The organism is Enterococcus sp. AZ103 (genome assembly GCF_051714685.1).
Lineage (GTDB): Bacteria > Bacillota > Bacilli > Lactobacillales > Enterococcaceae > Enterococcus_A > Enterococcus_A alishanensis.
In genome coordinates this window covers 1,275,886-1,291,496 of record NZ_JBIOSI010000001.1, presented here as the reverse complement: position 1 = coordinate 1,291,496, position 15,611 = coordinate 1,275,886, and the positions used below count along the sequence as shown (strand labels likewise).

Below are 15,611 nucleotides of genomic sequence, written 5' to 3'. Positions count from 1 at the left end.
AATTAAGGACACTCAACTCAAAATACATCTAATTCAAAAAATAAAACTAATGGGACTTTTTTTGCCACTTTAAAATTTGTCGATTTATGGAACAGGTCTACTGATTAGATCCTCTACATATTCAACCCGCTATGTTCATCTCTATTGAAATATTTAAAGTAAACAAGCTTCACTTTTTTTAAATGAGTGTGTATCAAAAAGTGCGCTTCCTTTTTTCAGGAAACGCACTTTCTCCGTATTTTTCATCATAAACTATTCATTTATGCCTCTAAAAAATTACCGACTTCGGTAACAAATATATTGTATTCTAAGCCTTCTTCTTAATTCGTTTTACATATAGTAGAACAATCAAACCTTGTATGATTAGAATAACTGCACCAACCGCAATGTCGATGTTTCGAACTGTTTGTTCCCAAGGAAGTAATTGGTTTTCAGTCTGCCCATCAGAGTATGAACGACTATTTACAACAGTGTACAAAACATTATGAACAGCTGTCCGCATTGCTGAAACGGAAGTTGCGCTTGTTGTATCTTCTAAAGTTGCACCATTCTCACCAGTTGTTGAAAGCATGGTATCATTCCCGTTACGAATAGCAATATCAGCTTCCATGTAGCCATATCCGCCAAAATAGTCAGTGGAAACAAATCCATCAAAGCCCCATTCATCACGTAGCACAGTGTTCATTAGATCTGAGTTAGCTCCAGCCCATTTATTACCAATGTAGTTAAAAGCTGACATTGCAGCAGTTGCGCCACCTTCTTTAACAGCCATTTCAAATGGTTTTAAGTAGATTTCACGGATTGCCTGTTCTCTCGACCAAGTTAACAATAAGTCTGTTCGATTAGTTTCTTGGTCGTTCAAAGCGAAATGTTTCATGTAAGAATAAACACCTTGTGTATTTGCACCGGCAATTTCATTGGCAGCCATAAAGCCTGACATTACAGCATCTTCTGAATAATACTCAAAGTTTCGACCTGCAAAAGCGCTTCGGTGGATATTCATTGCAGGACCATACCACCCTGAAATACCTAATTCACTGGCTTCAGTTCCTACTGCAGTTCCTCGTTGATTAGCTAAATCCTTATTCCAAGTTGCAGCAATCATCACGGCCGTTGGAAAAGCTGATCCGTTTGTTGCGACAAAGAAACTACTTATTCCAGCTGGACCATCAAAATCATAAGTTTGTGCCTTGCCTACTGAATCAGCAGAAACAGTTTGGTAGCCAGCGTAACTAATGACGTTACTCATATCATCAATTGTTAATTGATCCAGTAGATCATTCCAAGAATCATCATCGTAATCTACGCCGACATAATCTGACAAAGTAGCGCCATTATCCGCACCAGTTGTTGGCATTTCTGCATCACTGTCATCGGTTAATTCATAATTACTAGAGTTCATCAAACCATTACTTTCTGCCTCTGTTAAAGCTCGAGATTCAGGAACTGCTGTCGCTGACTCATAGTTGGCAAAATCATCTGCTCGGCTAAGATAAGTTACTTCGCCTTCTGCATAATCGAATTGATTCGTGGCAACAATCTCATCGGTTGAGCGTTTGTTTGATTCATCAAACATAATTGTTGCTCCTAAGGTATAGTTTTGCTCAGCTAACACTGTATGAGAATCAGCTTTTAATTGAATTGCGTACTGACCTTCTTCCAGAACATAAGCACCTGTCCCTGTAGAATCGTAGCTAGCCATATCTTCTTGATTAAAAGTAATTGTTAAGGTTTGGCTTTGACCAGGTTCTAGAGTGTCAGTTTTTTCAAAAGCAATCAAGTTCGTGCTTGCTTTTTCAATGCCACCATTCGTATAAGGTGGTGTGAAATAACTCTGTACGACATCTTTACCAGCAACATCACCAACATTAGTGACAGTTACATCAAAGGACATTTTACCATCATTAGCGACTGTAACTGGTGTCATTTCTTGGGTGAAGTTTGTATAACTCAGACCATATCCAAATGGATATTGCACAGCTGCGTCATAACTTTCATCATTTGCTTCGTAATAAGTTTCATAGAACTTATAACCAACATAGATATCTTCAACATAATTAATATAGGTGTAATCACTATCTTTATATTGATAATCACCGAAGTTGTTCCAAGTAGGCGTTGCTGTTAAATCATAAGCATAAGTATCTACAGTTTTTCCAGAAGGATTAACATCACCATTTAAAATTGATCCCAACGCATTGAATCCAGTTGTTCCAGGACCTGCCATCCAAAGGGCGCCTCTGATATTTTCATAATCGTTTAACCAACCCAACTCCATTGAGTTTGCTGAATTAATTACAACTACTACATTTTCAAAATTATTCGTTACAAGATCAACCATATCTCTTTCAGTTTGTGATAATTCTAAGAAATGTTGACCATCAGTGAAATCACCCTCATTACCATCATAAGTGATTCCTTTAGCATTCATGTCTGTCGGTAAATCGGCACCTTCGCCTCCGACACGACCAATTACAACAACGGCAGTATCAGAAAAATCTTTGGCATTTTGCATTAATTTGTCAGAATAGGATTTTGCAGTCGGTTCTGGTAATGTCCAATCCTGCTCCCACATACCAACTTCTGGACGATCACTACGATAATCAGTGTAGAAATCAGAAAGCTCAGTATTTAGATTAAAGCCACCATTTTCTATACCGTTTAACAAGTTAACTGCACTACTCGTATCAACATTCCCTGAACCAGTTCCACCATAGACTGGATTAGTAGAGGCCCAGCCAAAGACATTTAAATTTTTTGTACCTGTCCCTAAAGGTAGGTAATTATCAGTATTTTTTAGTAGGACCGTTCCTTCATCTGCGATTTCATTTGTTAGTGCGGCACTATCGTCAAGCGTAGCAGCACTGATTTCATTTAGTTTTGCATAGTTCAAATTAAACAAACTAGCCATCGGACCAAAAACTACCACATTTATAGTGATAGCAACCGCTACCAATAAGGCAATAACAGATTCTGCCTTTAGCCAAAACTTAAAAGTTCGACTTCTTTTACGGAATACAATTAAAGCAATAATAATTACAACTAATAAAATTGCAGTTGGTATAAAATAAACTGAAACGGTTTCAATTGTGGCATATACATCTTCCATATTCAACGTACCATCTTGACTCAGTTTGTTGAGAAAGAATGCCCCTCCGCCAACAATCCCCAAAACAATCACAATGGGAATAATTATTTTTAAATACTTCTTCATATGAATCCTCCTTAAATTGTTTTAACCCCTTAAACTACAACCCTAGCTTTGTAAGGGGTTTCTTACTTTTTTAGTATACCTTTCGAATTTCAAAAAATATATTTATGCTGCATAATCTGTCATTTATTCTACATAACTTGAACAGGCTTTCATTTTATTTTTAAAGCGTCACAAAAAAATCAGTTGAAATCTAAAATGACTTCAACTGAACGTAATTTTAATTAAATCCATAAATTCGTTGTGCCATATGGTAAACGCCGACTGTCGTCTTGCGACCTACCTTACCAGGCAAATGCAGGCCTATTCCTAGAAGCCCGAGACGCAGACGATAATACAAATGCGTATCCTGGCTACGGATAAATTGCCATAGCTCTTTTTTCTTCTCCAAACTTTCTGATGAACCTTCTTTAATCAACAAAATCGATGAAACTGCTGTAATAATTTCTAGATAACGTCGCATATAAGTCAGCACATTATCCTCTGTTCCTTGTGTATCAGAATAATAGGCAATCATCGTTTTATTTATTGCAATTTGTTGATCGATACGGCTAATCATAACTTTTTCATTCACCGATTGATCCTCTCGTCCAATGAAGTAACGATAGAAATCAACATCTAAATAATACATGTTCTCCACGATTGGTAACGGTTCGAAAATATAAAGGTTGTCCACATAAAAAGAATGTTGCGGCAATTGAATGTGCGATTCTTTCAATACTTCCAAGCGATAAATGACAGAATGCATCAACAAATATTTACCAAAAGGAAATTTCACATCTTGCCAAGTAAATGCTTTGTCCGTCGGTAAAAAACGTCGATAGTTCATAACCTTTTTATTTTTTTGACCTTGCTTTTCATAAACATAATTACTTATCAACATATCAATCTCTAAGTCGTCTGCTTTAGTTTCTAAAAAATTTAAAATTTCTCGATAAGCTTGGACATCCACCCAGTCATCGCTATCGACAATTTTCGTAAATTTCCCTGTCGCGATTTGTAACCCAGAATTAATCGCTTGTCCGTGGCCACCATTTTTTTGATGAACAACTTTCACTTGAGATGGAAAATTTTCCAAATAATGATCAGCAATTTGAGGGGTATTGTCTCTAGATCCATCATTCACAAGAATAATTTCCACCAATTTCCCACCAAGCAAAAGAGAATTGATACAGCGTTCCATGTATTCTGCCGAGTTATAACAAGGAACGATTATACTTAAAATTTTCATGTTTACTATCATTCCTTTTTCATAATTACAAATTTCATCATAGGATAGTTTATCACAACCTGAATGATAATATTAACAGCATTTGCAATTGTAGCAGCCCAACCCCCAACATAAGGAGTCAAAATTGATATGATGTATGGTGGCAACCAAATCGAAATCAAACCTGCCACCACTACTGTTAAAATATACCACGGCAACACTTTAGCAATTTTTACGTTGGCTGAGAACACAACTTTTCGCTGTACGATAAAATTGACAATTTGGGCACATATATAAGCGAGTAAAAAGCTTAAAAATCCACCCAGTCCACCTTGATCAATACCGTAATTAAAAATGAACCAGTTGAAACTGCGATTAGCAAAGCTGGTAAATAAAAAGCCAGTACCAATCCACAGTACGATAAAGTTAGTGATTGTTGCAACGTTACTCATAATATTAAATAGAATAAACTCAAATAAATCGGGATGATTCTGTTTGAATTTTTTTAAGACACCGGTTGCTTGATTTTTTTCAGCCATCTACTCACTCCTGTTCCAATATATTAATCTTTTGTTCTTTACGGTTGCGGAAAAAGCTGGCAATCAAACCACCCACACCTTTGAAAAAATGACCATTAACTGCTAATAAAATTTTCTCAACCATTTCCATACTAACCATTCCATTAGTCATCTTAGCTATTGCTCTGAAAGGCATGTTATAGATAAACAGGATATTCAAATCCGGTTCCCCTTTAGCCTCACTTTTTTTCAACATACTATGCAAACGACCATAAACAAAACGACCAATCCAACTTTTCGCATATTTTAGTTCTGAAATGACATTGTTCTCATGTAACACCATCTGATTTTCTTGTGATTCTCGCGGTAAAGCTCTGCCATACAGCTCTTCAAAATCCGCTAACGTAATTTTTTCGAAATAATGCTTTTGATAATTCTCGTGATTATGGTTCCTCACTTCAACACCAGCAACTGTCACACTTCCCTGCAATTCAATTGAAGCGACATTTTTTCCAACGTAAATTTGATATTCCCCCGCCTCAATTTGCCAATTTTTTTCATCGACATCATAGTAGCGGAAGGTTTTATCATCAAAACCAATCGTTATCATACGACTTTCTCCCGCTTGCAAGGTAATCTTCTTAAAGCCTTTCAACTCCTTGACTGGACGAATCAGCTGACTATCTTTTTTACCAACGTATAGTTGAACAATTTCTTCACCCTCAACATCACCTGTATTCGTAATTGTCATCTCAATAGATGTATCATTCACTTTTAGATCAGAATAATCAAAAGTCGTATAGCTAAGACCGAAACCAAAAGGAAATCTAACTGCTTTTTTTGCAGCTTCATAGTAACGATAACCAACAAAAAGACTTTCCTGATAATATGAGTAACGGCTAGTGGCTGGAAAGTTTTCACCGAAGTAAACCTCTCCATAAGTCATAGGATAACTTTCATTTAATTTCCCGCTAGGATTGTAATGCCCACAAATAACTTCCAGCATGGCACTCGCACCAGCTTCCCCAGATAAATAGCCATGTAAAATGCCGTCAACTTGATCCACCCACGGCATTTCAATAGCCGAACCAGCGGACAAGATTACCACAACTTTCGTATCAAGAGCTGCCAACTTTTCAATCAATTGCTGTTGACTATTAGGCATGCTAAGACTACTTCGATCCATGCCTTCACTTTCAAAAATTTCATCTAAACCAATATACAATAAAACAACATCACTTTTTTCTGCTAGTGACAAAGCTTCTGCTTCCAATTCTGGTTGAATAACGCCACCACGGGTATAACCTTGCGCGTAGCCGACCACGTCCAACGGATAACCATCAATGACGGACATTGTTGATTCCAAGTTTTTAGGATTGACTACTGATGATCCAGCCCCTTGATAGCGCGGATTTTGAGCGAAATCACCAATGACTGCTACCTTTTGATTGTTGGCAAGAGGCAAGACATTGTCATTTTTTAATAAAACGACACTACGCATTGCTGCTTCTTTGGCAACCTTATGATGATGGTCCCAATCAATCGTCACGTTATCATTTTTTCCAGCGGTCGATTGGAAAATCACGTCAATTAACTCATCTACTCGCTCATCAAGTACTGCTTCATCAAGTTGTCCGTTTTTGACAGCACGATAAATTTCTAACGGCCCTGTCATTGCTTGTCCAGGCATTGCTAAATGACTACCATTTTTCACGCCTGCTACATGGTTATTATCACCACCCCAGTCGGAAACTACAAAGCCGTCAAAATGCCAATCTTTTCTTAATATATCTTGAAGAAGTTCAGAATTTTCATTAGCGTAAACATCGTTAATCAAATTGTAAGAACTCATAATCGATTTTGGCTGTCCTTCTTTTACCGCGATTTCAAAATTAGTCAGATAAATTTCCCGTAATGTTCGTTCATCAACAATCGAATCTGAGGCCATTCTTCTATTTTCTTGACTATTAACTGCTAAATGCTTCGGACTTGCGATCGTACCATTTGTTTGAATACCACGAATGCTAGCCGCTGCCAACTTTCCAGCTAAATAAGGGTCTTCACTATAATATTCAAAATTCCGGCCGCATTTAGGATTACGCTTAATATTTAAACCCGGTCCCAGAACCACCTGCACATCTAAAGCTTGTGCCTCTTCACCTAAACAATAACCAACTTCTGTTAAAATCTTCTCATCCCAACTATTGGCCAAAGTCGCTGCTGTCGGAAAACAAGTTGCTGGTACGCTTTCATTTAAGCCTAAGTGATCGGAGCTACCTAGCTGTTTACGCAAACCATGAGGCCCGTCAGATAAAAACATTGATGGGATTAGACCTTTGATATCTTGAGTCTCCCACGTATTTTTGCCGGACATCATTGCTGCCTTTTGACCTAAATTCAACTGCTTTACAATATTTTCATGTTTCATAAGTTCCCCCACCTTTATTCTTCCATGCTTCTTAAAAATACTCTAACAACAAAGTAAGCGTTCGCAAACCTAAATTACATAACCTGATAAAATTACAGCATAACTTGTCGCTGAAAAAAATTTAAACAGATTTTATTTGATATTTATCCGCCTTCTTCTATAATAAGGGAGTATTTAAAGAAACGGAGGCCTGAAATGAAAATCGCAATTGTTGAAGATAGTCCAGAGGCCAGTCAAACCCTTGCTCGTTTAATCACGAATTTTTGTAATGAACAAGATATCTCGTTAGAATTAATCCAATTTAGTGATGGCATTGAAATTGTGGATAATTATCAAGGCAATTATGATGTGATTTACTTTGATGTAGAAATGCCGATTATGGACGGTATGACCGCTGCAAAAAAAATTCGCAAGGTAGATACTAATGTAATCATTATTTTTTTGACAAATTATGTTCAATGGGCCATTGAAGGTTATGCAGTGGAGGCGGCTGACTTTTTATTAAAGCCCATCACCCGATTTAATTTTCAAGAACATTTTAAACGAGTGCTAGAACGTCTGAATCAAAGTCCTAAAGAAAGCTATACCTTAAAAACGAACAGTGGCATTCGGAAAATCTTTCTAGATGATTTATTTTTTGTTGAAAGCGAGGGGCATTATTTGCATTTCCACAGTGTCTCTGGTGATTATACTGTGTTGGATTCGATGAAAAATGTTGAAAATCAATTAAAAGACAAAGACTTTTTCCGTTCTAATAATGGTTATTTGGTCAACTTGAAACACGTTAAATCGATTGATGGCAATATGCTGTACCTGGATAAATATGAATTAATTATCAGTCGGCCCCGCAAAAAAGATTTTATGCAGGCTTTAACCAACTATTTAGGAGCTGATATGAATTGATGAATGACATTTTTCCAAATATTCCCCGTATTTATACAGCAATTTCTGAGTGGCTTGCCTGTATCGCTCTCATAATGGCCATCGTACCAGAAAAACGACAAAACTTTTTTTATTTAAAGGCTATTGCCTTGCTCATTGGTCAAATTTGTCTGCAACTTTGGGTAGGTACTTGGCCTTTGTTTTTTTGGATTCCTGGTATGATTATCAATGTCTGTTGGATGCTTTTAACCTTTATGGTATTGGTTAATCAAAGAGCCCTCAGTAACCTATACAATGTCAGCAAGGCTTTCATCTTCGCTGAATTTATTGCATCCTTGACTTGGCAGCTTTATTGTTATTTATTTTATAATCGCTTTGAAGAAATCATCCCATTACAGATTGCATTTATGCTGATTAGCTACTTGTTACTAGCCTGGATCTATTTTGCAATTGAAAAAAAGAGCAACCACCAACTGTTACTGAAAAATATCCAACCCAAAGATACGTTGGAAGTTATTTTGACAGCTGTCATAATTTTTACTATGAGTAATATCGGTTTTATTCTTTCAAGTACAAACTTTGCGATTGGGGATTCTGTTGCAATTTTTATTTTTCGTAGCTTGATTAATCTTTGTGGGATTTTTCTGATTTATATTCAAGAAAATTCTCGTTATGAAAATAATCTGCGACAGGAATTAACTGCGATGAACAATGTCTTTCAGTCTCAGTATGAACAATATGAAGCCTATCGTGAAAGTAACCAGATTATCAATCGAAAATTTCACGATCTCAAACATCAGCTCTCGATTATTGAAATGGAGCCAGACGAAAACAAACGTCTTAGCTATGTCAATCAACTCAAAGAAGATATTGAAAAATATCAAACCAATATTAAAACAGGCAATCCAATTATTGATGTGATTGTCACACGAAAAAATATTTATTGTATTGAAAATCAAATCACTTTCACCTGTATTGTTGATGGTGCTCTGTTAAGCTTTATGAATACAATGGATTTAGTCAGTCTACTAGGAAATACTTTAGACAATGCGATTGAGTCCACCTTGGCTTTAGCAAGTACAGAAAAACGCTTGATTAATTTACGCGTATCCAAAAAAGCTAATTTTGTCATGTATAGTCTAGAAAATTATTCAGAGACGCCCCTTCATTTTGAAGATGGTCTGCCACAAACTACTAAAGAAGATCAGCGATATCACGGCTACGGATTAAAAAGCAGCGCATATATTGCTGAAAAGTATAATGGCAGTTTGACTGTGAAATTGGAGGACAACTGGTTTAAATTAAATGTTTTGATTCCTTTACAAAAGAAAGGTATTTAAATGAAAATCAACCAAAAAAATTATGATTACTTGATTGTCGGCGCTGGTCTATTTGGTGCAATTTTTGCCTATGAAGCGGCGCTAAGAAATAAACGCTCGTTAGTTATCGAAAAACGTCCTCAAATCGGTGGAAACTTAGCGACACACCAAGAGCATGGCATTAATGTCCATGATTATGGTGCCCATATTTTTCACACGAATAGCTTAGAAATTTGGCAGTACATTAATCAATTTTCAGAGTTCAATAATTATATCAATCAAGTCATCGCTAACTATCAAGGCCAATTGTATAATCTACCTTTTAATATGAATACTTTTTATCAAATGTGGGGAGTGAAAACGCCAGCAGAAGCGCAAGCTAAAATTGCTCAACAAAAAAAAGCTGCCGGTCTGACTGGCTCCCCTAAAAACCTTGAGGAGCAGGCCATTAGCCTTATTGGTACTGACATCTATCAAAAACTAATCAAAGGCTACACGCAAAAACAATGGGGCAAAGATCCTAAAGAACTCCCAAGTTTTATCATTCGGCGCCTGCCGACTCGTTTTACCTTTGACAATAATTATTTTGATCATCGCTATCAAGGAATTCCTGTTAGTGGTTACACGACAATTTTTGAAAAATTACTGGCAAGCGAACTCATTGATGTTCAATTGAACACTGATTTTTTTGCGGATAAATCAACTTATTTAGCTGAATTTCCTAAAACCATTTATACAGGAATGATTGATGCTTTTTTTGATTTTGAATATGGTCCTTTAGAATATCGCTCACTGCGATTTGAAACAGTTGCAGAGCCTACCGCAAATTTTCAAGGCAATGCTGTGATTAATTACACTGACAGCAAAACGCCTTACACTCGCAGCATGGAATGGCGCCATTTTGATGGTCAGGGGGAAGATAATATCACTTTAATTACCAAAGAGTTTCCTCAAGATTGGGATGAAACAAAAGAGGCCTATTATCCGATTAATGATGAAAAAAATAATCAACTTTTCAAACAGTACCGCGCCAAAGCCAAACAACTGCCACAAGTAATTTTTGGTGGACGCTTGGGTAATTATAAATATTACGATATGGACCAAGTAATCAGCGCCGCCTTACATGTGGTGCAAAAAGAATTTAATTGATACAAAAATACCCACCGACTTTTAAGACACAGCTCAAAAGTCAGTGAGTATTTTAAAATTTGTACTATTTTTCTATGACATTAAAGAGTATAACTCTATAAAAAAAGTCCACCAAAATTAGTGGGTGTAGCGATCAAAAAAGTTAGACTTTTTGGGAGTGGAGAAATCCACTCCATTTTTCTGTGCTTTTATTGATGACTTTAGATAGCTTTTAATGTCACTTCTCTATATTCACTGGACTCAGCCAATTTAGTTTTCCCTTCATAAGCTCATAATTATAGTAATCAATTTCTTATTTCAATTTCTCAAAGCTGTGATATTCTCTTACATTATAGATTTTTTGCTTTATTAGACTAAAGAAATTCTCAATGATCGAATTATCTAAATAAATTTTTTTACGGGACTTATTTTGGAAAATCTTATGCTCTTTTAATTTGTAAGTATAGACGTTCATATGGTAGGCTCATCCAAGGTTCGATACTAGATGCTGTTTTCCATTACGTAGATTACCTCTTATAAATCCTCCTTGATTACCAATATATTCAGCATCCCTGAAATTCGATAAGAGATAATCTTGCTGTTGTATCTGTCGTGATTTTTTGATAACACACATTTGTGTATAAAGCATTGATGAATTCGATTTTCCCCGATGAGACTGATAACGGTAAGTTTTCCTCATGGATGAGTGGACTTCAATCTCCCGCTTTCGAATCAAGGGTTGAACTTTCTTCTTGTATACATGGAACCCACGATTTTACAATCCCTTTATCTGAGATTGCCCGAGCGGTGCTTTCCTTCATCATAATTAACCGTGAAAAAATACCCAAATTTGAGTAATAAACTCTAAGAAATAAAGTTTCTAACCCTAGTTCTTCTGCTTCAGCGTATGACTATAAAACACACCCAGTCACAAACCTAAATTTTTTTTTAAAATATTTCTTCTTTGTAATCATTATTATTAATAACAACATATCTCATTTATTTGTGTCTAATTCGTTTACAACATAATAACCACCTTATCAAACGTTCCAAAGGATTCAGTAAAATAAAATTTTTTGGAAAATAAAAAGTGTTATTAATGGGCATACTAACAGTAATCTGAATTAAAAAAATATAAGCAACAGAAAATTATGTCTTAAAAATTTCTTATTTGATAAAAAAATTGTACAATAAATCCATTAACAAAATTGGAGGATACATTTTATGATAACAAATTTTAGAGATATTGGTGATATAACTACGCAATTAGGAAAATTAGAAAGCGGACTATTTTTCAGGAGTGGAGAACTCACGGAACTAAATGAATCTGATATAAATTTTTTAAAAAATAAATGCGAAATAAAAAAAGTCTATGATTTTAGAAGTGCTGATGAAATAAAGAAAAATCCAGATTTAAAAATTAATGGTATAGAAATAAGCAATATTGATATTTTAGCCTCTATTACAGCTAACGGTGCTTCTTTAGAAGGTATGCTAAGTAATTCTGATATTCATAAATCTATGTTAGAAACTTATACCGAGATTGTAACAAGTCAGTCAGCGTTAAATGGTTACTCAAAATTTCTAACAGAAGTTTTACAAACAAAACAGCCTATATTATTTCACTGTTTTGCGGGAAAAGATAGAACAGGATTCGCCGCTGCTTTGATATTAAAAATTTCAGGTGCCTCTGATGAACAAATTATGAAGGACTATTTGAAAACAAATGAATCTCGAAAGATTGCTAATCAGTCAATTCTCAATTCATTAGATGGCAAGTTGTCTGCTTCTCAAATAAATGACTTAAAGGTTGCTTTAGTTGTAGATTCTTCTTACTTAGAACATGCGAAGGAAATATTAATTAAACAGTTTGGTAGTTTGGATAATTACTTAACATCTGGTCTTAAATTGCAGGATGATTATGTTGAACAATTTCAAAAAATTTATATACAAAAATAAACAAAATACTCGATGTGTGAGAGGCTTGTCGTAAGAGCCTCCTACACATCGAGTATTTCTATTGAACTGATATCATCTATTCTTGCTAAATCAATAATAAGGTGATGCATGTCTGTAACATGATGAGGTTTGATAGTGTACACATTAGTATAGTATTTCCTATCTTCATTTGTGTATACTTTTGTTGTTAAATTTTTAACAGTTATTTGGTTATTTTTAAAATATTCTGTAATCATTTTTTCTGTCTCCACTGATGAAATAGTTATGGCTAAATTTTTTAAAGATTGAAAGGGAATGATTTTGTTAAAAGTTGCTAAGATAACTACCACTAATAATGAACTAAATAAAGCTAGCAGGTAGTATCCTAATCCTACAGCGATCCCTATAGCAGCAGTTACCCACAAAGAAGATGCTGTCGACAAACCTTTTACTCTTTTTTGAGAGACAATAATTGTTCCAGCACCTAAAAAACCAATACCACTAACTATTTGAGCAATGATTTTGCTAGAATCAGCACTGATGATTCCCTTTAATTCAGGGTTAGTGATCACTGCTTGAGCAGTAGCTTCAGATAATTCTTTAGATATGATTGTCAAAATGACTGCACCCAAACAAACTAAATTATAAGTTCTCATTCCTGCAGGACTACTTTTGGTTTCTCTATTATAACCAATCATAGAAGATACAAGTATACTAAATAATAAAGGTTCTAAAATATTAATTAAATTCATCATTTACCTCACAAATATATTTTTGTTGAAACGGTAGTAATTTATTTAGAAAAATCATGCGGTAGTTAACTGAGACCTATATGTTTTACTATTAGATCCTATGAGTTAGTTAGTGTTTAACCTAAAAATAGCCATTAATTTATAATTCATTTTTTTATTTTTTTTTAAAAAATGGATATAGTTTTTTTATGACAATTATACTCTTTTTTAATGACACTTATTGATAAATTTAAGTTATTTAAAAATAGAAATATTTTTATTTGATTAGTCTTTTACAGGTAATGCGGTAATCTGAAAGCACATTATATTATCAAATTAAAAAAGAGGTGCAAAATGTTAAATGTAACAAATACTTATACTAAAACTGTTAAACACAAATGGTGGGTTTTAACAATATTAGCGTTATCCGTATCATTAGTTATTATCGATGGCACAATTGTGAATGTATCATTACCAGTCATAATGAAGGATTTGAAATTATCTTTTACAAATGCCGAATGGATTATTACTCTGTATTCTCTGCTTTTTTCTTCATTGCTCATTACCATGGGACGACTTGCAGATAATTTTGGTCGAAAAAAAATATTAATTATAGGAATTATAATTTTTCTGTTCGGATCAATATTGGCAAGCTTCTCAAAAGATATTACTTTTATGCTAACTGCTAGAGCGATACAAGGAGTCGGTGGAGCATCTATTTTACCAACAACTTTATCAGTTGTAAATTCATTGTTTTTTGGAAAGGATAGAACTGTTGCCTTTGCAGTATGGGGATCAGTAATTGCTGGTATGGCAGCAATCGGTCCATTATTAGGTGGGTATTTGACAACTTACTTATCTTGGCACTGGATTTTTTGGATTAATTTTCCAATTGGTGTTTTCATCATTATTTCAGCATTAAAATATTTACCCGAAACTTATGGTGAAAAAATAGTAGGGAAATTTGATTTTATCGGTTTTTTACTTTCTACGATAAGTTTAATTTCTTTTGTATTCGGAGTTATAGAAGGTCGTACATACGGCTGGTGGCATGCCAATAATGGCTATCCAACGTTCTTTAATTTATCCATTATACCTACATTAATTGCCATTGGTATATTAGTATTTTCATTATTTATAGTATGGGAATCGCGTCTGAACAAACAAAATAAATCTCATTTACTAGATGTATCACTATTTAAGTTTAAAAGTTTTTCATTAGGAAATATTATTGCCGGTATCGTTGCTATCGGAGAATCTGGACTCTTATTTTTATTACCATTATTCTTGCAAAATATTTTAGTACTTAGTCCAATAAAGTCTGGAATTATACTTTCAGTGATGGGGTTAGGAGCGTTCTTAGCAGGTGGTATGGCTACATTTATTGTTGAAAAAACATCAGCATCTTTTGTTGTATCTCTTGGTTTATTTTTAGAAACTTTAGGATTTTTTGGCTTTTTCAAAACTGTAAATCCCAATAATAGTTTAGCCTGGATTGTTATCTGGCTTATTATTTACGGTATAGGACTTGGATTTGCTTCAGCCCAGTTAACATCCATTGTATTAAAGGATGTCCCACCTATTCAGTCAGGACAGGGATCAAGTATTCAATCCACTACACGACAAATTGGATCTGCATTAGGTGTTGCTATTATCGGAACAATATTTAATTCAAAACTACAAAATGACATTCCCCATACTCTTGATGGTTTAGGAATATCAGCAAAAATGCAGCATTCATTGGAATCAAGTGTGATAAATAGTGCAGGATCAGCTATTCATGCATTAAAAGTATCCAATCCAAAGATATTGAACATAACAGAAACTATGCGAAATAATATGGTTGTAAAATTAGATATTAACTTTACAAATAGTTTAGTGAAAACAATAGGTATTTCATCTATTGTTATACTGATTAGTTTCTTTCTAACATTTGGACTATACAAACAAAAAAATAACTAAAAATTGATTTGCTTATCTTTTGACAGTTGTTAAGGACAATATCGACAATGTTGTAACCTTGAAAAAATACTTTTCTCAGCTTGTCTCATTTCTTATAATTCTTAGGAAATGGTAGCCATGGTGGGGAGCTACTGTCAAAAGTTGAGCTGATTTTTTATTTCATTTGTAAGTGGTCCATTTCCATCTAATCCTGATCTTGATTCATTAGTGCTAACATTTCTTTGTGTATGGTTTTTTATTTTTTGCTTGCATATTATGACCATCGAACATTTATGAGGGTATGC

At 34.7% G+C, this 15,611-nt stretch carries 10 protein-coding genes; 5 read left to right on the top strand and 5 right to left on the bottom strand.

Annotated elements, in window-relative coordinates; translation table 11 throughout:
- Positions 1-307 precede the first annotated feature (307 nt).
- The 4 genes from ID741_RS06645 to ID741_RS06630 all read right to left on the bottom strand — a co-directional run bounded on the left by ID741_RS06645 (position 308) and on the right by ID741_RS06630 (position 7,367).
- On the bottom strand, positions 308-3,214 hold the full coding sequence (locus ID741_RS06645) for a glycoside hydrolase family 3 C-terminal domain-containing protein (RefSeq protein ID WP_438719454.1): 2,907 nt from the start codon (positions 3,212-3,214) through the stop codon (positions 308-310).
- A gap of 217 nt (positions 3,215-3,431) precedes the next feature.
- Positions 3,432-4,442: a glycosyltransferase gene (locus ID741_RS06640; protein ID WP_438719453.1), complete on the bottom strand. Its 1,011-nt coding sequence runs from the start codon at positions 4,440-4,442 to the stop codon at positions 3,432-3,434.
- An 8-nt stretch (positions 4,443-4,450) separates the two neighbouring features.
- Positions 4,451-4,960 carry a GtrA family protein gene (locus ID741_RS06635; protein ID WP_438719452.1) on the bottom strand — a complete coding sequence of 170 codons (510 nt, stop codon included), beginning with the start codon at positions 4,958-4,960 and terminating at the stop codon, positions 4,451-4,453.
- Between the two features lie 4 nt (positions 4,961-4,964).
- Positions 4,965-7,367 carry a beta-glucosidase gene (locus ID741_RS06630; RefSeq protein ID WP_438719451.1) on the bottom strand — a complete coding sequence of 801 codons (2,403 nt, stop codon included), beginning with the start codon at positions 7,365-7,367 and terminating at the stop codon, positions 4,965-4,967.
- 195 nt (positions 7,368-7,562) lie between these two features.
- On the opposite strand from ID741_RS06630, the gene ID741_RS06625 reads away from it, so the two are divergent.
- The 4 genes from ID741_RS06625 to ID741_RS06610 all read left to right on the top strand — a co-directional run bounded on the left by ID741_RS06625 (position 7,563) and on the right by ID741_RS06610 (position 12,655).
- Positions 7,563-8,270, top strand: coding sequence for a LytR/AlgR family response regulator transcription factor (locus tag ID741_RS06625; RefSeq protein WP_438719450.1), 708 nt, complete (start codon positions 7,563-7,565; stop codon positions 8,268-8,270).
- Entirely contained in the window at positions 8,270-9,589 is a 1,320-nt protein-coding gene (locus ID741_RS06620; protein ID WP_438719449.1) for a GHKL domain-containing protein, read from the top strand. Before ID741_RS06625 ends, ID741_RS06620 begins: the two co-directional genes overlap by 1 nt.
- The gene (glf, locus tag ID741_RS06615) at positions 9,590-10,717 is read left to right on the top strand and encodes a UDP-galactopyranose mutase (protein ID WP_218326372.1); all 1,128 of its coding nucleotides are present in this window, start codon (positions 9,590-9,592) and stop codon (positions 10,715-10,717) included.
- Between the two features lie 1,203 nt (positions 10,718-11,920).
- On the top strand, positions 11,921-12,655 hold the full coding sequence (locus tag ID741_RS06610; RefSeq protein ID WP_438719448.1) for a tyrosine-protein phosphatase: 735 nt from the start codon (positions 11,921-11,923) through the stop codon (positions 12,653-12,655).
- 41 nt (positions 12,656-12,696) lie between these two features.
- On the opposite strand, the gene ID741_RS06605 is transcribed toward ID741_RS06610, so the two are convergent.
- On the bottom strand, positions 12,697-13,386 hold the full coding sequence (locus ID741_RS06605) for an MgtC/SapB family protein (RefSeq protein WP_438719447.1): 690 nt from the start codon (positions 13,384-13,386) through the stop codon (positions 12,697-12,699).
- 333 nt (positions 13,387-13,719) lie between these two features.
- Here ID741_RS06605 and ID741_RS06600 point away from each other — a divergent pair, with 333 nt between their 5' ends.
- Positions 13,720-15,327, top strand: coding sequence for a DHA2 family efflux MFS transporter permease subunit (locus ID741_RS06600; protein WP_438719446.1), 1,608 nt, complete (start codon positions 13,720-13,722; stop codon positions 15,325-15,327).
- Positions 15,328-15,611: the final 284 nt, after the last annotated feature.